The organism is Lentibacillus kimchii (assembly GCF_055381965.1).
The window spans coordinates 1,026,408-1,047,218 of the sequence record NZ_AP043934.1 but is presented as its reverse complement, the minus strand read 5'-3'; the positions used below and the strand labels follow the sequence as shown (position 1 = coordinate 1,047,218).

At 42.6% G+C, this 20,811-nt stretch carries 24 protein-coding genes and 1 tRNA gene; 6 read left to right on the top strand and 19 right to left on the bottom strand.

Features of this window, described 5'->3' with window-relative positions:
* Positions 1–145: 145 nt before the first annotated feature.
* The 10 genes from ACZ444_RS05700 to rpoN form a co-directional block, all read right to left on the bottom strand.
* Entirely contained in the window at positions 146–739 is a 594-nt protein-coding gene (locus ACZ444_RS05700) for a nitroreductase family protein (protein WP_382357627.1), read from the bottom strand.
* A gap of 28 nt (positions 740–767) precedes the next feature.
* Positions 768–1,736, bottom strand: a complete 969-nt coding sequence (locus tag ACZ444_RS05695) for a nucleoside hydrolase (RefSeq protein WP_382357628.1) — start codon at positions 1,734–1,736, stop codon at positions 768–770.
* 155 nt (positions 1,737–1,891) lie between these two features.
* A complete protein-coding gene (locus ACZ444_RS05690; protein WP_382357629.1) occupies positions 1,892–3,307 on the bottom strand; it encodes a sodium/glutamate symporter in 1,416 nt (471 codons plus the stop codon).
* A 183-nt stretch (positions 3,308–3,490) separates the two neighbouring features.
* The gene (eno, locus tag ACZ444_RS05685) at positions 3,491–4,777 is read right to left on the bottom strand and encodes a phosphopyruvate hydratase (RefSeq protein WP_382357630.1); all 1,287 of its coding nucleotides are present in this window, start codon (positions 4,775–4,777) and stop codon (positions 3,491–3,493) included.
* 81 nt (positions 4,778–4,858) lie between these two features.
* Positions 4,859–5,620 (bottom strand): triose-phosphate isomerase, encoded by a 762-nt coding sequence (gene tpiA, locus ACZ444_RS05680; protein WP_382357631.1) that lies wholly within the window; start codon positions 5,618–5,620, stop codon positions 4,859–4,861.
* Between the two features lie 15 nt (positions 5,621–5,635).
* The gene (locus ACZ444_RS05675; RefSeq protein ID WP_382357632.1) at positions 5,636–6,820 is read right to left on the bottom strand and encodes a phosphoglycerate kinase; all 1,185 of its coding nucleotides are present in this window, start codon (positions 6,818–6,820) and stop codon (positions 5,636–5,638) included.
* 133 nt (positions 6,821–6,953) lie between these two features.
* Entirely contained in the window at positions 6,954–7,961 is a 1,008-nt protein-coding gene (gene gap / locus ACZ444_RS05670) for a type I glyceraldehyde-3-phosphate dehydrogenase (RefSeq protein WP_382357633.1), read from the bottom strand.
* Between the two features lie 40 nt (positions 7,962–8,001).
* Positions 8,002–9,036 carry a sugar-binding transcriptional regulator gene (locus ACZ444_RS05665; protein WP_382357634.1) on the bottom strand — a complete coding sequence of 345 codons (1,035 nt, stop codon included), beginning with the start codon at positions 9,034–9,036 and terminating at the stop codon, positions 8,002–8,004.
* A gap of 123 nt (positions 9,037–9,159) precedes the next feature.
* Positions 9,160–9,408, bottom strand: a complete 249-nt coding sequence (locus tag ACZ444_RS05660; RefSeq protein WP_382357635.1) for a glutaredoxin family protein — start codon at positions 9,406–9,408, stop codon at positions 9,160–9,162.
* A gap of 12 nt (positions 9,409–9,420) precedes the next feature.
* Entirely contained in the window at positions 9,421–10,692 is a 1,272-nt protein-coding gene (rpoN, locus tag ACZ444_RS05655; RefSeq protein ID WP_382357636.1) for an RNA polymerase factor sigma-54, read from the bottom strand.
* A 195-nt stretch (positions 10,693–10,887) separates the two neighbouring features.
* On the opposite strand from rpoN, the gene ACZ444_RS05650 reads away from it, so the two are divergent.
* The 3 genes from ACZ444_RS05650 to ACZ444_RS05640 all read left to right on the top strand — a co-directional run bounded on the left by ACZ444_RS05650 (position 10,888) and on the right by ACZ444_RS05640 (position 12,546).
* A complete protein-coding gene (locus ACZ444_RS05650) occupies positions 10,888–11,379 on the top strand; it encodes a hypothetical protein (protein ID WP_382357640.1) in 492 nt (163 codons plus the stop codon).
* 18 nt (positions 11,380–11,397) lie between these two features.
* Positions 11,398–12,306, top strand: a complete 909-nt coding sequence (locus ACZ444_RS05645; protein WP_382357637.1) for a prenyltransferase — start codon at positions 11,398–11,400, stop codon at positions 12,304–12,306.
* A gap of 166 nt (positions 12,307–12,472) precedes the next feature.
* Positions 12,473–12,546, top strand: a tRNA-Arg gene (locus ACZ444_RS05640).
* A 232-nt stretch (positions 12,547–12,778) separates the two neighbouring features.
* Here the strand turns inward: ACZ444_RS05640 and ACZ444_RS05635 are convergent.
* The 3 genes from ACZ444_RS05635 to ACZ444_RS05625 all read right to left on the bottom strand — a co-directional run bounded on the left by ACZ444_RS05635 (position 12,779) and on the right by ACZ444_RS05625 (position 15,765).
* Positions 12,779–14,134 carry an IS1182 family transposase gene (locus tag ACZ444_RS05635; RefSeq protein ID WP_464433229.1) on the bottom strand — a complete coding sequence of 452 codons (1,356 nt, stop codon included), beginning with the start codon at positions 14,132–14,134 and terminating at the stop codon, positions 12,779–12,781.
* Positions 14,135–14,348: 214 nt separating this feature from the next.
* Positions 14,349–15,026: a hypothetical protein gene (locus ACZ444_RS05630; RefSeq protein WP_464433669.1), complete on the bottom strand. Its 678-nt coding sequence runs from the start codon at positions 15,024–15,026 to the stop codon at positions 14,349–14,351.
* A 22-nt stretch (positions 15,027–15,048) separates the two neighbouring features.
* The gene (locus ACZ444_RS05625; protein ID WP_464433666.1) at positions 15,049–15,765 is read right to left on the bottom strand and encodes a hypothetical protein; all 717 of its coding nucleotides are present in this window, start codon (positions 15,763–15,765) and stop codon (positions 15,049–15,051) included.
* Between the two features lie 499 nt (positions 15,766–16,264).
* Between ACZ444_RS05625 and ACZ444_RS05620 the strand changes: the two genes are divergently transcribed.
* The 3 genes from ACZ444_RS05620 to ACZ444_RS05610 all read left to right on the top strand — a co-directional run bounded on the left by ACZ444_RS05620 (position 16,265) and on the right by ACZ444_RS05610 (position 18,282).
* Positions 16,265–16,576 (top strand): transposase, encoded by a 312-nt coding sequence (locus tag ACZ444_RS05620; protein ID WP_382360195.1) that lies wholly within the window; start codon positions 16,265–16,267, stop codon positions 16,574–16,576.
* Complete coding sequence (locus ACZ444_RS05615; protein ID WP_464433820.1) at positions 16,567–17,493, top strand: IS3 family transposase; 927 nt, start codon at positions 16,567–16,569, stop codon at positions 17,491–17,493. The genes ACZ444_RS05620 and ACZ444_RS05615 overlap by 10 nt, the downstream gene beginning before the upstream one ends.
* Positions 17,494–18,117: 624 nt before the next feature.
* Complete coding sequence (locus ACZ444_RS05610; RefSeq protein ID WP_382358832.1) at positions 18,118–18,282, top strand: hypothetical protein; 165 nt, start codon at positions 18,118–18,120, stop codon at positions 18,280–18,282.
* Positions 18,283–18,377: 95 nt separating this feature from the next.
* On the opposite strand, the gene ACZ444_RS05605 is transcribed toward ACZ444_RS05610, so the two are convergent.
* The 6 genes from ACZ444_RS05605 to ACZ444_RS05580 form a co-directional block, all read right to left on the bottom strand.
* The gene (locus ACZ444_RS05605) at positions 18,378–19,181 is read right to left on the bottom strand and encodes a peptidoglycan recognition protein family protein (RefSeq protein ID WP_464433664.1); all 804 of its coding nucleotides are present in this window, start codon (positions 19,179–19,181) and stop codon (positions 18,378–18,380) included.
* A 42-nt stretch (positions 19,182–19,223) separates the two neighbouring features.
* Positions 19,224–19,391 (bottom strand): hypothetical protein, encoded by a 168-nt coding sequence (locus ACZ444_RS05600; protein ID WP_382358833.1) that lies wholly within the window; start codon positions 19,389–19,391, stop codon positions 19,224–19,226.
* Between the two features lie 46 nt (positions 19,392–19,437).
* Complete coding sequence (locus ACZ444_RS05595) at positions 19,438–19,713, bottom strand: phage holin (RefSeq protein WP_382358834.1); 276 nt, start codon at positions 19,711–19,713, stop codon at positions 19,438–19,440.
* Positions 19,714–19,723: 10 nt separating this feature from the next.
* On the bottom strand, positions 19,724–19,990 hold the full coding sequence (locus ACZ444_RS05590; protein ID WP_382358835.1) for a hypothetical protein: 267 nt from the start codon (positions 19,988–19,990) through the stop codon (positions 19,724–19,726).
* A gap of 94 nt (positions 19,991–20,084) precedes the next feature.
* Positions 20,085–20,330: a hypothetical protein gene (locus ACZ444_RS05585; protein ID WP_382358836.1), complete on the bottom strand. Its 246-nt coding sequence runs from the start codon at positions 20,328–20,330 to the stop codon at positions 20,085–20,087.
* Positions 20,331–20,546: 216 nt separating this feature from the next.
* On the bottom strand, positions 20,547–20,786 hold the full coding sequence (locus ACZ444_RS05580) for a hypothetical protein (RefSeq protein ID WP_382358837.1): 240 nt from the start codon (positions 20,784–20,786) through the stop codon (positions 20,547–20,549).
* Positions 20,787–20,811: the final 25 nt, after the last annotated feature.

The window sequence follows — 20,811 nt, the reverse complement described above, 5'->3', positions numbered from 1 at the left end:
AAGCTGGGACAAGAATCCGAACCACTGGAATAAACGTTTCCGGAACAAACCTTCCGCGGGCAGATTGTCGTTTTGTCCCAGCTTCGTTTTTATAAGCAGGCCCATCTGCGCTTATCAGCAACAAACCTCCCTGCTGTTTTCTGCTTTATTCCTCTGTTATAAACGTCATTTTATCAGCTATGGGCGTTCTTCCCTTAAAAAGCGGTATCTTCGCAGGGTAACCTATTTGCATCACAGCCACGATTTTATCCGTCTTATAATCGAGCCCAATATCAGTATAAAATGCCTGATCATACATATACGGCGGATTCGTCCAGAGCATACCGACCCCATATTCCCAGGCGGCAAGCTGAGCATTCTGAATAAATGTACAGACACTGGCATATGCCTCGTCATACCGCGCAGGATCCGTTTCCCGCGGAAAATAAATCACCGCATGATGTGGGATTTTCAGCAAAAACCGCCTCATCGAGTCCGTCATTTTTTGTGCAGCTGGATCAGCATCAGCCGATTTCAGCATGCCGAGATGCTGATAGCTTGCAATAATCGCTTCCACCAGCTTTCTGGTGCCCTTTTTTTCATATAGTTTGATGCGCCACGGTTCTTTCATATAATGTGTGGGTGCGTAAGATCCATATGTGAAAATAGCCTGTAATATATTCCGCTGGACGTCTTCATTTTTAAAATTGGGAATGGATCTGCGCGATTGAATAGCTGTCAACGTATTGATTGGGATCACCTCGCTTGGTCTCCCTTTATTATGCCATTTATCTAAAACGTTCTCCAGTCATAATAGCCATAAACTGATGATAAAATTGCCAATAGTCAATATCCAAAGCTATTCGGTAGTGTTTTTCCTCTTTGGCTTCTTTTTCTATAACATCGACGTATGGCCTAATGTCAGCTATACTTTGCCCCCTGTCAACGCCCTGATCATTTTCGACAATTTTAACCGGCAAGTAGCGAAACGTGAACATAGTTTTATAGACAGTCGCCATGACAGTCGCCACATCATGCTGCGGTGCTCCAAGTATCCATGGATCGCGCTGTTTATAAAAATCATAGTAATAATCCAGCAGTGGTTTGATGATTTCTGCCTGACCCGCACGATCAATATCGTCAACCATTTGCGGTGTAACAATCGCCTGTCTTGTCGCATCCAACGGAACAATCGTCACATTTTCCGCTTGGTTTAAAACAAGCCTGGCAGCAATGGGATCACCATGAAAATTCGCTTCCGAAACAGCTGTAACATTCCCTGGCACCCAAAAAGCCCCGCCCATAAAATAAAACGCTTGAATTTTTTTCATTTCCTCAGGATATAAGATGAACATCGCAGCCAGCGAGGTTAGCCGCCCAATATTAACAATAATTAAATGTTCATCCTGATAACGCCTGATTAATTCCACAACATCAAAAAAGTTTTCAGTCACGGCCTCCTCTCCCGCGTGAGGCGGTTTAATCGGCCCCAGTCCATATTCCCCATGAATTTCGGAAAGTGAAGCAGGTTTTTCACCTGTCATCGGTATGTTTGCACCCAATATAACGTCAACAGATTGATCCATATTATATCGTTGCTGCATGTAACTGGCATTGGCCATTGCTTTGTCTCTTGATACATTTCCATAATTAGCAACGACTCCGACAACGTCAATCATGTCATCAAAATGGCTATAGATTAAGGCCACTGTGTCGTCTATACCAAAATCTCCAAAAACTATCATTTTCTGCGCCACAAAATCCTCCTTCATGAATTCAGCATACCTGCAATCAGGCTATTCGCTCATGATTTTGTCCTGTGCAGAATAATGATTATAAAAAAGTCCTTTCACCTCTTACCAAGAAATGAAAGGACTTTTTTACGTTAATGTTATATAAAACCTATTCAGGCTCAGCTTTTCTTTCTGCCAAAATACAGCAGTCCAACCAATAAGCCCAGCAGGCACATGATAGCGGAGATGATAAGAAATAGAATCGGGCCGAATTCAAAAATCAATGGTACCGACAGCGATGTCACGAGTCCTCCGCCAAGAAGCGGTTCAAAAATCAGCTGTTTGTAGCCAAAGCTTTCAAATGCCGGCGAATCATTTTCCGGATCAACAACACGCATCAGGAGCAGCCCTGTTGCCGTAACCCCCATGGACTGACCGAAATCACCTATAGCACGTTCAAACCAATAGGATGGAATAATACGCGGCGCTAGCACGAGCACACCGAATAGATTCCAACTAATCCCTAAAGCTGCTATCAGCAGGAATGGAATAATATGCTCACCAATCACATCAAGTGAAATCGTACCAATAGCCGTCACAACCAGTATATCCAGAGCAAATCCCTGAATGCGGGTAATCATAGGTCTGTCTAATATATTATTCTGGTCAACTTTACTGAAAACGATCTGAACGATAATGCCGCCTATCATGGCTAAAGGAAACAGCGGAATATACGTCATAAATTCTGAACCCGTCGCTGCACCCCAGGTAACACTTTCGAACCAGATCAGAAATTGCAGTATCAGATAGCCAACTAAAATGGCCAGACCAACAAGCGCAAAATGGAGCGAAAGTGGTTCGATCGATTCTGTTCTGACGGTCATGTTAGCTGCCGGGTCTCTGTTCTGAAATTCCATAATACCGCGTTTACGCAAATCCGAGAAACCTTCGACATTTTTAACCACATTTGTCTTATTCCTTCTGACAGCCCAATTAATCAGAATAATACCAAAAACAACACCGGAAAGAAGACCAACGGTTGCTAAACCAATAGACAGGTCATAGGCTTCATCAAAACCAAATTCCTCGAATGTACCGCTCATGCCAGCTGCTGTCCCATGACCGCCTTCAAAGGCTATTTCAATTAAAGCCCCGGTCATCGGCGGAAGCCCGAATACAGGCCCCAGTACAAGCACGGCCAGCAGAATACCCAGTACATACTGACCCCAGCCCATCGTCCAGCCAAAAGAAAGCTGTGCCCCGGCCAAACGCCAAATTTTCTTAAAGCCTGGTATCGTAGTGCCGAGAAACAGCGACGCAAATACAACATTAATCATAAGGCCGGGCAGATTGGACCAGACATCAATGACTTGTTCAGGTATGAGTCCGTTCGTCAAAAAAGAATCGCCGTCAACAAACATACCCAAAAACCGGCCTAATACTTGCGGACCAAATATTAATGCCAGGAATCCGCCGATAATCGAAGAAGGTAAAAATAAGTTCTGCGTCCATTTAACCTTAACGCGTACCCATTTACCAATAAGTAAAAAGACGCCAAGATATAACAGCGTAAAACCAATTTGTTCTGGTGACATTCTCAAAAACCCCTTTATGCAAATCATGCTGTGAAACAAACAAGTTTATACTATCGCACATTTCGACATTATATCATGTTTCGACATGATATGAAATCGGTTAACCATTTTAATATTTTTCTATAACAAAAAAGACTGTATAAAAAAAGAGACGGACATTATCCGCCTCTTTTGGATCAGCGATTATTTTTGTAGGTTATAAAAAGCATCCAAGCCGGCAAACTCACCCAAGCCTGACAGCTCATCTTCAATCCGCAGCAGCTGATTATATTTGGCTACACGGTCTGTCCGCGACGGAGCACCGGTTTTAATTTGTCCAGCGTTCGTGGCAACCGCGATATCAGCAATTGTAGCATCCTCCGTTTCGCCGGAGCGATGGGAAACAATCGCTGTATAACCAGCACGCTTCGCCATTTCAATTGCATCAAATGTCTCTGTAAGCGTTCCAATCTGATTGACTTTAACAAGTATGGAGTTGCCAACGCCTTGTTCAATCCCATAGGAAAGCTTGGCTGTATTCGTCACAAACAAATCATCACCGACGAGCTGAACTTTATCACCCAGGCGTTCTGTCAAACGTCTATGGCCTTCCCAGTCATCCTGGTCCAGACCGTCTTCGATTGACATAATCGGGAACTTCTCAACCAGGTCAACGAACCAGTCAATCATTTCGTCAGCTGTGCGGCTGACATCTTCACTTTTAAGATGATATTTCCCGTCCTCATAGATTTCTGAGGAAGCGACGTCCATCGCCAGTTTAACCTCGTCACCTGGTTTATAGCCGGCTGCTTCAATAGCCTCGACAATCGTACCCAGGGCTTCTTCATTTGATCCAAGATTCGGTGCAAAACCGCCTTCATCACCGACACCGGTGTTATATCCTTTGGAAGAAAGAACCTTCTTCAGGGCATGAAAGATCTCTGCCCCTGTCCGCAGTGCCTCTTTAAACGTCGGTGCTGCAACAGGCATAATCATAAATTCCTGAATATCAACGTTGTTATCAGCGTGTTCACCGCCGTTTAGTATGTTCATCATTGGGGTTGGCAAGGTTTTTGCATTAAATCCGCCGAGATAATTATACAGCGGCAATTCAAGATAACTGGATGCCGCATGGGCAACTGCGATCGAGACACCAAGGATGGCATTCGCACCTAGACTGCCTTTATTATCGGTGTCATCAAGCTCGCGCATCATCTGATCAATAATATTCTGACGCGTGACATCAACGCCAATCAACTCAGGGGCAATGACATCATTCACATTTTCAACTGCCTTCTCGACACCCTTGCCAAGGTAGCGATTTTTATCACCATCACGCAGCTCCACCGCTTCATAGACACCTGTGGAAGCGCCGCTCGGCACTAATGCAGCTCCAAACGCACCAGACTCCGTAAAGACTTCCACTTCTACTGTTGGATTGCCGCGGGAATCAAGAACCTCACGGGCATAGATATCTGTAATGTAGGGCATCGAACCACTCCTTTAGTTTTTATAGCAAACGTGTCCATCCACGTCCGCTGCTTTCATTGATAATCGGTGCTGCGAAAACTGTTACCTGTTTACGCCTGCCTCAACAAGCTGACAGAAAGATGCCGGATCCAGACTGGCACCACCAACAAGCGCGCCGTCGATATCTGACTGGCTCAAAAGCTCGTCAATATTAGCCGTTTTAACACTGCCCCCATATTGAATCACAACCTGTTCAGCAACATTTTCTGACGTCTCGTCTTTAACAATATCGCGGATGTGGGTGCAAACCTCATTGGCTTCCTGACTTGATGCAGTCTTGCCTGTTCCGATGGCCCAAATTGGCTCATAGGCAATAATGGTGGTGGCCACCTGATCGTCACTTAAACCCTGCAGTCCTGTCCTGATCTGCTGTTCAATATGTTTCGTCGTCTGATCAGCTTCACGCTGTTCAAGGGTTTCCCCGACACACACAATAGGTGTTAGGTCATGATCGAAAGCGGCATGCACTTTTTTATTGACCGTTTCATCTGTTTCCGCAAAGTGTTCACGCCGTTCCGAATGGCCGATTACAACATGTGTAATGCCAAGATCTTGCAGCATAGCCGGGCTGACTTCCCCCGTGAACGCACCACTATCTTCAAAATGCATGTTTTGAGCACCAATCTTCAGATGGCTGCCCTTCGCTTTTTCGACCAGTGCTGGCAAAAATGGAAATGGCGCGCACACTACAGCTTCTACGTCATCGGCATCCGGAAGCTGACCTGTCACACCATCAGCAAATTGTTCAGCTTCTGACAAGACTTTATTCATTTTCCAATTTCCGGCAATTACTTGATTGCGCATTGTATCACCTCTTAATCATGATTGATCGTCAAGCGCCTGAACACCAGGAAGAACTTGACCTTCCATAAATTCCAGGGATGCTCCGCCACCTGTGGATACGTGATCCATATCGCCGGCAAACCCGAATGATTCCACAGCGGCTGCTGAATCGCCGCCGCCGATAATCGTATAACCTTCAGTGTGAGCAAGGCTTTCAGCGACAGCCCGGGTACCGCCCGCAAATGGCGCATACTCAAACACGCCCATTGGGCCATTCCAAATAACCAGCTTCGATTCTTTGACTATAGCCTCATATGTTTCACGGGTTTTCGGACCGATGTCCAGTGCTTCCCAATTATCTGGAATGGCTGTGATATCAACAATCTTTGTGTCAGCAGACTCCGACAAGTCATCAGCGACAACGACATCCTGCGGCATGACAAAGCGGACATTCTTATCCTCTGCTTTTTGCATGAATTGTCTGGCAAGATCCAGCTTATCTTCTTCCAGCAATGAATTACCGATTTCGAAGCCTTGTGCTTTAACAAATGTATAAGCAAGTCCACCGCCAATAATCAGGTTATCAACTTTATCAAGCAAATTATCAATCACATTAATTTTATCTTTAACTTTGGCCCCGCCAATGATCGCTGTGAAAGGCCTCTCAGGATTGGCCAATGCTTTACCAAGCACTTCAATTTCCTTTTCCATAAGAAACCCAGCCGCAGCAGGCAACTTTTCGGCGACCCCTGTTGTGGACGCATGAGCCCTGTGAGCCGCACCAAAGGCATCGTTAACATACAAATCGGCCATATTGACAAACGCCTGTACAAGCGATGCGTCATTTTCCTCTTCGCCCGGTTCAAATCGAACGTTTTCCAGCAAAATGACATCGCCAGGACCGGCTTGACTCACAGCTTCATCCACTTCATTCCCGTAAACGTCATCCGTTTTAATCACATTTCTGCCAAGCAATTCACTCAAGCGTTCAGCAACAGGGTCAAGTCTCAGGTCATCAGAAGCCTCACCTTTTGGCCGGCCGAGATGACTGGCCAGAATAACAGTGGCGCCATGTTCTATTAGATGAGTGATCGTCGGCAATGCAGCTTTGATGCGTGTATCATCCGTCACTTCGCCGTCTTGCATAGGCACATTAAAATCCACACGGCAAAATACTTTCTTGCCTTCCACATCCAAATCATGCAGCGTTTTTTTATTCATATGATACAACCTCCTTCCACATATGTATTTGACTTGCGATTCACATGAGTCAGTTTCTCCTGTATTCGCCGTTCAACTGGTTTTCAAAGAGTTAACTGAAAAAAGGAGGAGGACGAGCCTCCTCCTTTCTCTATTATAAACCTTGTTTGCTCATATAAACAGCTAAATCAATACATCTTGCTGAATAAGCCATTTCGTTGTCATACCACGAAATAACTTTCACCATATTATTTTCCATCGTCATGGTCAACTGGGAATCAAAGTATGATGAATACGTCGTTCCTACAATGTCACTGGAAACAAGCGGTGCTTCCGTGTAACCGACGATACCTTTCAGTTCACCCTCAGAAGCTTCTTTGAAAGCTTTGTTGACTTGTTCTTCGGTGACATCCTGATCAAGTTCTGCCACAAAGTCCGTCAATGAACCGTCAGATGTTGGAACACGAACAGCCATGCCATCCAGCTTGCCATCCAGCTCAGGGATAACTTTGCCGACAACTTTCGCTGCGCCGGTGGAAGTCGGAATGGAGTTTTGCGCTGCAGCACGTGCACGACGATAGTCTTTATGCGGCAGATCAAGAATCTGCTGATCATTCGTATAGGAGTGAACCGTCGTCATCAGACCGCGCTGGATGCCGAAATTATCATTCAGCACTTTAGCAAGCGGTGCAATGCAGTTTGTCGTACATGAAGCGTTCGAGACAATATCATGTTTAGCAGGATCGTAATCCGATTCGTTAACACCCAGGACCATCGTCAGGTCTTCCTGCTTGGCTGGTGCAGAAATCAGAACTTTTTTCGCGCCTGCATCAATGTGCTTCTGAGCATCATCACGCTGCGTGAAACGGCCGGTTGATTCAATAACAATCTCGACACCGAGAGAACCCCAGCCCAAGTCAGCTGGATCTTTTTCCGAGAGCACTTTAATTTCTTTGCCGCCAACAACAATGTTGTTTCCGTTAACAGTCACTTCTTCATCCAAAGTACCATGGACGGAATCATACTGCAGCAAGTGTGCGAGCATATTAGCATCAGTCAGATCATTAATCGCAACAACGTCAACAGCATCATTTTTCAATGCCTGACGGAAAACGTTGCGTCCAATACGGCCAAATCCGTTAATACCAAGTTTTAGTGCCATGTGCAATTCCTCCTAAATTGATGCTTAAATCTAATTTATTTTAAAGAGAGGAATCCTCCCTTAAAATCGCTTCCGCTGCTGCTTCATCCGTTATTAAAAGATCACTGCCGCCCTGTTTAAAAAACGATTGGATCGCCTGCGCTTTAGACGCTCCGCCAGCTACAGCGACAACACTCTGTCTGCTGGCTGTTAAATCCTCAAGGTGAAGACCAATTGTACGCACCTTGTGAACAACTTCTCCAGCGGCATCGAAATAATAACCGAATGCTTCACTGACAGCCTTTTCCTGTTTTAATTTGCCAATGACCTCAGGTGACGTTTTACGCCGCTCGGCCATGGTGAGAGCATCACCAATCCCGTGCAGAACAACAGATGCATGCTGGATAAGCTGTAAGACATCCATGACAGCTGGTTCGTGAATCATTGTCTGATAGGACGATTCACTGAGCGGATCAGGCACATAGAGCTGTCTGTAGCTTCCTTTAGCCTGTCTGGCCATACGGGCAGCAATTTTATTTGCCTGGTTTTCCTCTTGTTCGCCGAGACCTCCCCGTGCTGGAACAAACAGACATTCAGCTGTATTTTCTGAAGGTCTCATCATTTCTGCGACCGCGGTCATGGTCGTGCCGCCTGTAACAGCTATTGTCTTTTCAGATAACATATGTTCTTCTAAGAACGTCACACATGCTTTGCCCATTTCTTCTTTTACCCATTCATGCTCATCACTATTGCCGGGAACAATTATAACGCTGTTCAGTTGTAATCTTTCCTTCAACCGGCTTTCTAAAACATTTAAACCCATTAAGTCATGCATAAACGAAGCCAGTTGCTCAATAACTAATTTCCCCTCTTTTGTCAGTTGCATACCTTTTGGAGACGCATCGATCAACCCTTGCCCGGCCAATGTATCAATCTCACCGCGGACGTGCCGCTCGGTCAGATTTGTATTAGCTGCCAGAGCCCGCCTCCCGATCGGCTGCAGAAGTTCTACATTTTCCATAAGTATGTAGCGCTGCTGCATTATTTCCAGCAAATCAGGGGATAATTTTTTGAGCGAATCAATCAGTTCACGCATCCAAGAGTTCCTCCGGTGGTCATTTTTTGTCCCAGTCATTTATAGTGTGTCCCGCGTGGGTCAAAAAAATATGAACAATTTATTTTTCCCTTTAAATATAACATATGTTTACTTTTAAATAAATCATTTTGCTTCAAATGCTGACAGCGCCCTTTCCAGTGCTTCATAACTGATTTGGCTGCCATTAAAAGCGGCGCCGTTAATGATGACGACGGGAATCTGCAGCTGATAGCGTTCCAGCCAGTCATCATTCGTTTCAATATCCCACTTTTCAACCTCAAACGAATAATCTGAACGCAATAAATTCAGTATAGAAAGCGCCTCATCACATAATGGACAGTTGTCTTTTAGATAAATCGTAATGGTTGGCATGATCCCCCTCCGTTACTTTCGTTTAGCTGATGATACCATTCCCAAATGCTTGCGGTACTTCATCACAGTCCGCCGTGCTGCTGTAATCCCAAATTCCTGCTGCAGGCGGTCTGCAATAGCCTGGTCTGACAAAGGCTGCAGCTTATCTTCCTGTTTAATTAATTCAGCAATAAGCTGTTTAATGACTGATGAAGCGGTTTGCTCTCCATTTTGCTGCTTAACGCCCGATTGCAGAAAGAATTTAAGCGGCATAACACCTCGTCTGGTCTGTATATATTTATTAGATACGGCACGGCTGACAGTCGATGGATGCATATTTAACGCCGCAGCAAGATCCTTCAATGTTAAAGGCTGCAGCATAAAATTACCATGTTCAAAATACAAACGCTGTTTTTCGACGATCTTTTCAATGATCTGCTCCACTGTATTGCCGCGGAATGCGACCGCTTGCTGCAGCCAATTGACTTGTTTATATTTTTCCTTCAGATAATCCTGTGCTGCTTTATCATCAACTTGAAGATGCTGGTAAGATTCATCAATATTAATCGTCGGGGCATGCCATTTATAAAACGATATGGTCCATTCCCCGTTTTCCTTATAAATATAAGCTTCCGGAATAATGTAAGCTGTATCCGCTGCCGCTAAAAGATGACCCGGCTTAGGATGGCACGACTGAATTTGGTTTAACAGATCGGCAGCTGTATCTTCCAGCATATTAAAACAGTCAGCGATGGCAGCTGTGTCTTCCTCTGCCACCCAGTCCAGATGATCAGACAGCAATTCTTCTAAAAGCGCTTTCTTATCTGGCAATTGCAGCTGAATGCACTCCTGGAGACTCCGCGCTCCAATCCCCGCAGGTTCAAGCTTTTGAATTAGCTTTAGTGCTTGTTTCGTCATATCAATTGTTATTTGACATGCATGAGCCCAGGCTTCCAGCGTCATATCCAGGTAACCATCTTCATTCAGCGAGTCAATTCCGAAGATAACCGCCTCGCGTAAATTATCCGGAATCTGGACGGCATACAGCTGGCTTTTCAGCTGTTCGTACATCGTCCATTCAGCCTGGTTCATGTCGCCTATTGATGTATCGTTCATATCAGCCGTTTTAAAGATGCTGATATCATCATCCACATTGACAGTTTCAATCAGCGGGTTCTCTTTAGCCAATTCCTGAATGTATTCCACAATTTCTATGCCTGTATACTGCAGCAGGTGAAGCGATTGAATCAATGATTGATTCATTTTCATCTGTAACGTCTGTTCCTGCACCAGTTTCGGCTCCATGATAAATCCCCCATGTTTTTCCCGTCATTTTCTATTTTGCCATAAAATTTGCGAAAAGGCACGCATCAGGCTGAATGGCATAAACATGTCATTTAATTGAATTGTATGCTTTAACGTGATATGAATCACACCTCAAAATGCCCCCGGGGTATATAATGAAATTAAATCAAACAAAGCAGGTGATCTGTCGTGCTAATGGATTTTCGGGAAGTCTTATTAGTACTCCATATTCTGCTTGCCATTATCTGGGCCGGAGGTGTGCTGTTTATAGGCTGGGGTGTTTTTCCTGCCTTCAGAAAAATGGCTTTTGTCCAGCAGCGAACCTTTCTGCAGGCACTCATGCAATGGTCACATAAGTTTTTAACAGCTGCAGGCGGTGGTGTCGTTATAACCGGTGTATTGCTTGGCACAGTTTTTGGACCTATCAGCCAATGGCAAGATATGATCACGACACGATATGGCCTAATCTGGATAACGGCACTCGTTATCGGTATTGTGACATTATTATGGGGGACTGTGGTTGGCTTCAGACAATCCGCAAGACTTTTTTCAAAGGTTACATTATGGAAACAGGCGGATGCCGGCAACACAAAACCTCTAACAAAAGCTTTAGCCGCCGTTGTCCTGCTGGAATCAGCAGAGGGGGTCGGTTTTGCAGCGCTGGTTGTTCTTATGGTTTTATTCTAAACGAGGAGCTGAGCTGGTATGGCACAGTCTGCTGTCGTGTATCGCCGGGAAACCTATTTCTACCGGGATTCGTGGATTCAATTATTCCGGCCGATGACGCTAACGGGAACCATTACGCCGGTTTTAACAGGAACCGGTATGGCGGCCGCTCAAGGGAAAGTTCAATTCACTGTCTTTCTGGCAATGCTTGTCGCCTCATTACTTGTGCAATCTGCTGCCAACCTGTTCAATGATTATTACGACTTTCTGCACGGACAGGACGGACAAAAATGGACTGATGATTCAGCCGAGGCGCACGGCCCGGCTCATCAAACCGTATTCTATCTAGCTTTAACACTTTTAAGCGCTGCTGCTGTGATCGGGTTGTGGCTCGCCGTCAAGAGTACATTCTGGATCATTCCTGCAGGCGTCCTGAGCATCCTATTCGGTTATCTCTATTCAGCCGGACCACGCCCATTATCCTCGATCGGCCTCGGCGAAACAGTCGCGTTCGTTTTTCTTGGCCCTGTCATCATGATATTAAGCTATGTTGTCCAGGGCTGCGGACTAGATGCTGATATCTTTTTTGCGTCGCTTCCATTTGCATTCATGATTGCGTCAATGATTTTAACGAATAATATCCGCGATATCGCCAAAGACTATGAATTCCGCAGCACGATTGCTGCCATAATCGGCTATAAACATGCCGTTCATGTGCTGACTGCTCTTTTACTGCTGGTATATTTAACAGTGACCGGACTGATTCTTAGCGGCACCATACCTTTATCAGCCATGATTGTGCTGTTCGCCCTTCCCTTTGCCATACGCTTGCGCTGGCTTCTGCGGCAGAAATCTGCGCGAGCCGCTGAGCTTAGCAGCATGAAATGGGCAGCATGGCATCACTGGGCTTTCGGCCTATTGCTGACAATTGGGGTATGGATCACTTAATACGAGTGAATCGTCAAGTCGCGCACCGGAAAGGTGGCTTTCACAGACACCCGATTCCAAACCGTCAGAAAATACCGTCTTATTATAAAATCTTTAATAGGGCTTGTTTATTTCGCAGCCACATATTATAATGTGACATGTGCTTTGAGGAAATGATCATGCATAGGCGCTCGTAGCTCAGCTGGATAGAGCACTGGTTTCCGGTACCAGGAGTCGGAGGTTCAAGTCCTCCCGGGCGCATCTTAATTAAGACAGTCATGGCAAGGGGTTTGGTATTCCGGACTCCTTGCTATTTTTATGTTCTTCTAACTTATTTCTAACATTGGCTTTTCAAGTGGTTAGATCAGGCTGTCCGATTAACGGATATTTTGGGATGTGAGGTTACAGTTTTATACGAATCAATTTCATAATTGCTCTTATTAAAAACGCAAAGACCTGCAGAATTTCTAATGTGTATTTTTTTAAAATTCCTCTAAGCAGCCTGCTGCTGCTTTAACGCGGCATCAATGCGGTCTGCGGCTAATTTCGATGCATTATACATCAACGTAACGATATCAAAATGGATCTGAGCGCGTTTCCCTGAACGATGGCGAACATTGTTGAGCTGAAAGAATTCCTTTAAATAGGCATTGACACGTTCAACGGCTGATCGGCGCTTGTAGATGGTGTTCCAAGCTTTAGAGCCCCGTGCCGGGGCTGTGTATCGCCTGAGGTCTTTAGTGATTTTCATCTTGAATACTTTCTGGCATATGTCTTCATGGGCTAAAGGGCAGTCTTTGCATTCCTTTGGGTTTGTGTACTTCAGGGTTTCATGTTTGGCATCGTAACTTTCATAACGGTACGAATGTTCACGGAAACATGTTGGGGCAAAATATTTATCAAACCCTATGGGTTCCGATTCATTGCGTTTATTATAGGCAATGATAGATTGCTGGCCCATTCGATAGACCTGCGTGTAAATCGGTTCAAAATCATAACCCGCATCCATCGTCTGATAACGCAAGTTTGAAAGAGGCAAGCGTTCATTCATCCCCTTCAATAAAGGAATTGCGGCTTTTCCATCATTTAGATTTCCTGATGAGAAAAGGGCCTGTAAAATGTATTGACTTGATGTGCCGACAGCCAGATGTCCTTTATAGCCAAACCAGAATGTATTTTTGCCTTCGCTGTTTTTCTTGATCCCCCATTGGGGATCCCGGGGAACACCGTCTCGAAGTTCTGTTAAAGATGCATCCAGTTGAGCTTCGATTTTCCTGTCATAAAGAGGCAGATTCGCTTCTTTCTCAGCTTGTTCCTGGAGCCATTGGTCACGCTCTTCCCTGGATTTACGGCCGCGTTTTTTCGGTTCCGGCTTTGCCTTTTCTTCTTTAGGCGGGGCCTGATCACGTGCTTCGAAATGAGTCGCATCGATGGCGACTGTATCATCAGCGATAAAGCCTTCGGCAATGGCTTGAAGAACAACTTTTTCCTGGGCCTTTTCCAATGCATCTGACTCGCTCAGCTTGGTTAAAAGGCGGGAATAGGAAGCTTCCGAAGGAATCTTGTCTGAAACCAGAAATCCACAATTCAATTTGAAGGCAATATCATCATCTAAGCGTTTTTTCAGGTCTTTTATGGTTGGGATGCGTTCAACATACCGAATGAAAACGGAAATAATCATCGCTGCAACATTCAGCTCTTCAGGCGCGCCCAAACGGGATTTTTTAGCCATGTCGTGATAAATGGCATCCAAATCAACGGCGGAAATGATCGCCTCATACTTTTGGGTAGGTTCCATGTCATAAAGTTCTTGGATGCTAAATAAGCTTGGTTGTCGTATAATAGTCATAGGAAGTATTCCTCCAATCTCTATGGATGTTTTAGTTCAACTACCATTATACAAGATTTGGGGAGGTACTTCCTTTTTTACGTTTTTAAGTCCTTGCGCCGCAAGGGCTATGAATTATGAAATTCGCTCATACGAGAAATAATAAAATCTCTAGACATAAAAATAAGACCCACAGAAATGGGTCTTTTAAAATCCTCATAAATTTATCTGACAATTATTCTAAATTTAATAAGTCTTCAATAAGTTCTAATATCTCATAATCGCCAAGATTGCTATATAATTGTATAGATCCATCTACAGTCACTCTGAAAGTAATTGTTTTATCAGGTAAGTCATAATTCACAATCACAGCCGACAGTTGACCGGAACGCAACATATTCGCATAATATTCAGTGTTATGCACTCTGGTACCTTTCATTGTCACACCGCTCACTGTCTCAATTTCGACGTCAAATTTGGCATTTCTGACGTCCGCGGATTCTTCAATAATTTGTAACACATCAAACTGATGAGGTTCAAAACTTAACTCATACTGGTCTTCAAATATCTCTTTTATTCTATGGGAGTCGGCTTTTTTACAAAGAGTTATTAAGTTTCCAACACCATTTCTAAAATCATTTCTAACCTTCACATAAGCTAAATGAAGTTCTTGTTTAATAACCTCGTCAACGACTTCTCCTTTGACTCTAACCCTTTGACTATATACTTCGTCAGTAATTATCCGAAAATTTTGATATCCTGTAGGAGAAATTTCATTTTTCATTATCCAGGTTTCTAGAACTTCATTATAACCATTAACAAGCTTTTCAGTTTCATGGTGCTTTGTATCAATATCATTATTTCCTCCTGTTTCATTTTCTTCATCATATGCATCGTTTTGTTTGTCGTACACGTTGATGCTTACAATCATCTTTTCACCTCAATAACAAAGAATCAAGAACAATTTCCTCTAGTATATCATAATTGGATTCAGTAACGGTTATTTTATCCTTAAATATTCTAAGTTTATAATTATTTTGAGTATCCTTATTTCTTTGTTTTTTCATCATCATGGATATCGGGAAAACACATTCAAAGTAATCAATATGTTCTGGGCCTAATCGTTGAATCATCAGTCCATAAAAAGGATTGTTCATTGAGGTGAACTCAATGTTCATATTGTAGCTTTTATTATAAACTTGTAGTCCCTTCTCCAAATCAGTAAATAAGTGGCGTAATTCCTTTAATCTCTCCTCAGAGTTTTTCAAGGTAACATTTAAGGGATCAAATAACAATTCAACACTTATCTGATCTGTTTCTTCAAACTCAATATTATATAACACTGTACACGCAAAATTTCCAAAGCTATAATGTTTTTTATTTCTTAGATTAAATTTACGTTGAAATCCATTAAATCTTTGATTCAAAATGTATTGAAAGACCCCAAAAAAGTCATCACTTTGACTTATTCTAAATGAAACAGTTGTCTCCCATTTAGTATCTTTTCTTTTTGATAAGAATTTCATTATAGTGAAATAATATTTGGGAGATTTTGTATAAAGTATTTGATGTAATCCGGCAATGCTAAGAATCCAAGGGAGAATTTGGAAAAATAGTTTCAATATTGTTCCAGCTTGTTGAATTATTTCCATATAATACCTCCCTCTTGAATACACTTAGTATATACTAACGTTCAATCATTTGTATACAAAATACCATTGGGTTTACTATTATCCCCTGGTCAAAAAATTAATTACTGAAACTAAAATTAACACATCCACTCCTTAAATTAAAGTGGATGAAATTATGTTTGTATTCATTACACAAACTCGCGTATTACATAGTTCAAATCTTAAAACATATATATAAGTCAACTAATAATTTTCTATTTTTAAGAACCGATCAGTGCTTTTACCGTATGTCAAGTATTCACAATGTCAGGTTCGGATAATTCGTCGATTATTGTAGTTCCTGGTTCAACAACTCCAAATCGAATACTCCTGATTCAATATCCTCTTTCATGGACAGAAAGTAGTCCTTCAGATGACCATTCGGAAGAAAAGGCACAGCATTCCAACCATACAAGCCCCCAAGTGACTTTGGACACTTAAGGTAACAAGCGTTACACTAAAGTTGAAAGGGGATCTTGTTATGGAACGCCAACATTATTCCAATGAATTTAAAGTCCAGGTTATTCAAGAAGCCGAGGAAGTCGGCAATAAAGCAGCTGTGGCCAGACGATACGAGATCACACCTAACATGCTTCACCGTTGGCAAAAGCAATACCATGATGGAGGCTTTGCCGGCGTTGATGCTGACGCAGCCAGTAACCAGGAAGTTGGTGAATTAACCAAAGAAAACGATCATCTCAAACAGCTGCTTGGTGATAAGGATCTAGAAATTGCGATCCTGCGGGATCTTGTAAAAAAGAAAAACCCTCACTTGCTGAAAAAATTGAAGTAGCCCAGCAATGGATTGGGCGTGGCTATCCCGTCGCGAAGGTATTACGAATTGCCGGTGTGGCCCGTTCCAGTTACTATTATCAAACACGCTATGCCGTGAAAGAAAAACAAGTAAGTGAGGGACGTCCGGCGCCAGGCTATTCTTATAATGACCATCATGTACGTATTTCTGATGAGCAAATCCAGGAGTGGCTGATGGAGCTGATCAGCGGATCAGGCTACAACTATGGCTATCATAAACTCACAGCGGCCTTGCGGCGGGAATACGGATTGGTGGTTAATAAAAAGAAAATCTATCGGCTGTGTCAGGAACTGGGCATTTTACGCCGCCAGCATCGTAAACAAATCCATTATCCCAGGCGAATTGCTAGAAATCGCATCATCACAGGATCCAATCAGCTTTGGGAAACGGATATCAAATATGGTTATGTCGATGGTGAAGACCGTTTCTTTTTTATCCTTGAGTTTCTTGATGTCTATGATCGTTCGATTATTGCCTATCATATGGGGCGGAGCTGTCGAGCGACAGACGCCGTAAGAACCTTGAAAAACGCGCTTTGGCAAAGGGATCTGTTGGAAGCAGATACGCAGCCCATTATTCGCAGTGACAACGGCCCACAATATGTCGCAAAGGCATTTGAGGCAGCTTGCGAAACCCTGGGCTGTGAACATGAACGGATTCCGCCCAAAACGCCCAATAAAAATGCTCATATTGAATCCTTTCACCGCGTCCTGGAGGACGATTGCCTCTCGCGAGAGCTCTTTGAGAGCTATAAAACGGCGTATGAAAGGGTTTCTGAGTTCTTTTATAATTATAATAACGTCCGTCTTCATGGGAGCCTCGGTTATCGTCCTCCGGCTGAATTTTTTCGTAAGCATATGCAGGCAGGCGTAACGACGAAAACGGTGACCCTATAACATTTTTTCTTGATTTTTCGTCCTGTGTTAACAGCAGCCGGAACGAGCATGAGATCAAGGGCGATCGGTAGATCGGGCGTCAGCCTTTACCCTTGATCCCAGGCGCAGTGAAGGTTACATTGTCAGCGGACGAAAAACAGATGAATTCAAAGCAAATATGAGTAAACAAGAGAATTTCGCCTTACATGTCTAAAATATAGGGGCTAATCCGCTCTTAATTGAAAATGAATAATCTCCTGCCCAAAGAAACACCTTTGAACAGGAGGTGATTTCAATGAATTATCAAGAAAAGCATGACAGAATAGCGGCAATGTGTAGAGAAATATTAGATACTGAAGAACCATTTTATTGAAATTATAATTTGTCACATAGAGACAAAGATATTGCAATTGACTTTCTTCTAAGAGCAGTTTTAGGTTATGCAGAAAGCAATGGATCCGATTTAAATTATATTCAAACGAAATTCTATGGTGCATATAACTTCATTACAAATAAAAGTTTAACCCCTCCTTAAAACAATTTTTTATAATCGTAACAGGATTTCCCCCGAAACGTGTCGAATAACTATATGAAGTAATAAAGTTTTGAAAGATATATTAGTTGTTTAAATTTGGGGGATTTATAATGCAAATGGAAAAAGCTGAAGAAATTCGAAAGGAATGGGGAAATAAACCTTGCGAACACCCCACCATCACTAAAGAATATTACTTAGGGGCGCAAACTGGCGACTATGTATGTACGCAATGTGGGCAAACACGCTCTAACGAATCAGATTTTAAAAAACAATGAATTAAAGAGGGCCGTTAAGCCCTCTTTTTATTAAAGTAATACGCTAATAGGTGATAATGTAATAAATAAGACTATATTAGTAATTATAATATAAATCAAACTTGCTTGCCATATTGTCCAGTAATATAGCCAAGTTGTCCTTTATACTTAACTTCATAATAACCTGTGTCGCTTCCAGTACCACGCACAGAGCCATTAAGCGGTAGTGTATCGCCTTTAGAAACCGTGCCCAGATTACTGCTGTTGTTGCGATTAGGCTTGTCCATAACAATAGCAGCATTGTTGACACCAACAATTTTAAGTTGACCAGCTTTGCCACTATCTCCGCCGGAATTATCTGATTGATTGCTACTTCCATTCGAGATCGTGGCGCCAGTATCAGGAGCCACATATATATTTCCCTTGCCAAAGTTATCTGTATTTATAGTTACAACATTTTTCTGCGGATGCCCTAATACATCATATTGTAGACCGCCAAACTTGGAAGGCCTTAAGAACCCTTTTTCATTTCCTTTAGTAGACGCGGCATCTACTGGATAACTGCGCCATGAGTTAGACGATGCAGGTAATGTGACGATTTCTTGTCCGCCAGAACCAGATGAGACCGTCTGTGCTTCTTCTTCTCTGTCTGGAGCAGATTCCACTTTCTTGTCATCAACCATTTGCAGAAATTCATCCCACTCACCATTTTCGCGTATTTTTCCGGGACAGTTTTCACCCGACCAATGATGATGCTGTTTGATGTGAGACTTAGGTATATTTTCATCATTCATAATTTGCTTGACCAATTCAGCAGCATTTGCCAGTGCCTTATTAAAATTGCCGTCCGAATTGACGCAAATTTCCACAGCGATAGAATTTAAATTCCCATCACCTTTACCATCGCCTGCATGGTACAATTGAAAATCATGTTCAAATGATTGGATCGCCTCATGGTCGTCTCAATTAGCGGCGCGGCTGTTACCACCAGATTGCAAATCAGCATGCATTTGTGCGTCTGCACCCTCATTTGTATTAGCAGTTGTGTGGATTGTAATGTAGGTACGTCCATTATTTCTGCCAAATTTGTTAGGCGTGTCACTGACTAATTGTTGTTTGATTTCAACCATTATTTATCATCCTTTCTTTATTAAAAAGACTCCCAAACTGGATGTCTTACGCAGACTTATGTTCTTGTTTCATGGCTTCCATATAATTGGTTGCATGTTTAGCTTCGGGCGTGTAATCGTTGTTTTTGTAGTGATTCCACACTTCACTGACGATCATTGCGACAAAGGATGCACCGTTTACAATCTCCTGATTATCAAAAGGGAGAAGATCATATCCTAACAACATCGCTCCTGTATTAATGCCGACAATAATAAAGACAGCGAACCTTACCCAGCCATTATTGATTTTATCGAGCGCTTTTCTAAGTGATTTTTTAAGCATTTTTTGCCTCCTAGCCCAATATAAGTTTTAATATGGTGAGACCAATGGCAATTAGTCCGATCATAGATGATATAGCTATGCCCCATGCCCATCTATTTGTAACTTTAATGCCGTGTACGTCTTTTCCCTGAGCTTCAAAACGTTCGTCAATCTCGTTTCTTGGCACATAGTCCTGCTTGTCTATTTTTTTATCGATTCTTGTAAGCATATCTGTGTGGTTTTTGAATTCGTTTTCGAGTGCTGCCAACCTTTCGCCATAATCATTTCGATCTACCATACTTCCCTCCTTATAAAGAAAAGCACCCCTGTAACGGAGTGCTTCGACATAAAAAATACGCCCAGCGTTTGAGCGTATTAGTTATTTAAAATTATTAATCAGCAATCCTGACTTCAATTTTTCCATCATTTAGTCTAAAATTAAACGATCTGAACGATGGGCTTTGATGTTGATTTCCAACCCATTTTATAGCTAGTGGAGATTCAAGACTACCTTCATTTTCTAATTGATTTATTATAGATGTTTTATATTGCCTCAAATCTTCCCATAAAGTTTTGAGTTGTTCTTCACTTAATTTATCCTCTACATCAATTAATTCATATTTTAAATTGTCATTCATTGAATCCCTCCTTTATCCATATAATACGACAAGAAGGAATTTTTAACCATAAAAAATACGCCTTCGTGGGCGTTTTGATTTACTGCGTATATCCGTTCTTATGCATTGTTTTCCTTGTCTAGCTCATATTGAATTTGCTTTTTAACATCTTCATTCTTAATATCCTCAACCTCGATCATGTTAAATTTAACCATTCTCAAAAAATCATTAATCATTTTATAGCATCCCTTTCGATTTATAATATAATAAATTGACCTTGTCCTCTAGTGACGGTTCATCATCTTCTTCTGTATCATCCTCTACCTTTTCATCTGACCACCTCCCATCTTTGTATTTTCGTCCGATTAAGTCATCATCCATTTCATCAATTTCGACATGATAACCGTCATCAATAAAATCTTTTGTTTGTTTTACGCCTTCGCAAACATTTTCGTCACTTAAAACAGCTAAAAACATTTTATCACTCCTTTATTCAAACTCG

Excerpts from the sequence above, each read along its gene's own strand:
- ACZ444_RS05690 (WP_382357629.1), bottom strand. The coding sequence starts at position 3,307 with ATGTCACCAGAACAAATTGGTTTTACGCTGTTATATCTTGGCGTCTTT.
- eno (WP_382357630.1), bottom strand. The coding sequence starts at position 4,777 with ATGCCCTACATTACAGATATCTATGCCCGTGAGGTTCTTGATTCCCGC.
- tpiA (WP_382357631.1), bottom strand. The coding sequence starts at position 5,620 with ATGCGCAATCAAGTAATTGCCGGAAATTGGAAAATGAATAAAGTCTTG.
- ACZ444_RS05675 (WP_382357632.1), bottom strand. The coding sequence starts at position 6,820 with ATGAATAAAAAAACGCTGCATGATTTGGATGTGGAAGGCAAGAAAGTA.
- gap (WP_382357633.1), bottom strand. The coding sequence starts at position 7,961 with ATGGCACTAAAACTTGGTATTAACGGATTTGGCCGTATTGGACGCAAC.
- ACZ444_RS05665 (WP_382357634.1), bottom strand. The coding sequence starts at position 9,036 with ATGCGTGAACTGATTGATTCGCTCAAAAAATTATCCCCTGATTTGCTG.
- ACZ444_RS05660 (WP_382357635.1), bottom strand. The coding sequence starts at position 9,408 with ATGCCAACCATTACGATTTATCTAAAAGACAACTGTCCATTATGTGAT.
- rpoN (WP_382357636.1), bottom strand. The coding sequence starts at position 10,692 with ATGGAGCCGAAACTGGTGCAGGAACAGACGTTACAGATGAAAATGAAT.
- ACZ444_RS05650 (WP_382357640.1), top strand. The coding sequence starts at position 10,888 with ATGGATTTTCGGGAAGTCTTATTAGTACTCCATATTCTGCTTGCCATT.
- ACZ444_RS05645 (WP_382357637.1), top strand. The coding sequence starts at position 11,398 with ATGGCACAGTCTGCTGTCGTGTATCGCCGGGAAACCTATTTCTACCGG.
- ACZ444_RS05635 (WP_464433229.1), bottom strand. The coding sequence starts at position 14,134 with ATGACTATTATACGACAACCAAGCTTATTTAGCATCCAAGAACTTTAT.
- ACZ444_RS05625 (WP_464433666.1), bottom strand. The coding sequence starts at position 15,765 with ATGGAAATAATTCAACAAGCTGGAACAATATTGAAACTATTTTTCCAA.
- ACZ444_RS05620 (WP_382360195.1), top strand. The coding sequence starts at position 16,265 with ATGGAACGCCAACATTATTCCAATGAATTTAAAGTCCAGGTTATTCAA.
- ACZ444_RS05610 (WP_382358832.1), top strand. The coding sequence starts at position 18,118 with ATGCAAATGGAAAAAGCTGAAGAAATTCGAAAGGAATGGGGAAATAAA.
- ACZ444_RS05600 (WP_382358833.1), bottom strand. The coding sequence starts at position 19,391 with ATGGTTGAAATCAAACAACAATTAGTCAGTGACACGCCTAACAAATTT.
- ACZ444_RS05595 (WP_382358834.1), bottom strand. The coding sequence starts at position 19,713 with ATGCTTAAAAAATCACTTAGAAAAGCGCTCGATAAAATCAATAATGGC.
- ACZ444_RS05590 (WP_382358835.1), bottom strand. The coding sequence starts at position 19,990 with ATGGTAGATCGAAATGATTATGGCGAAAGGTTGGCAGCACTCGAAAAC.
- ACZ444_RS05585 (WP_382358836.1), bottom strand. The coding sequence starts at position 20,330 with ATGAATGACAATTTAAAATATGAATTAATTGATGTAGAGGATAAATTA.
- ACZ444_RS05580 (WP_382358837.1), bottom strand. The coding sequence starts at position 20,786 with ATGTTTTTAGCTGTTTTAAGTGACGAAAATGTTTGCGAAGGCGTAAAA.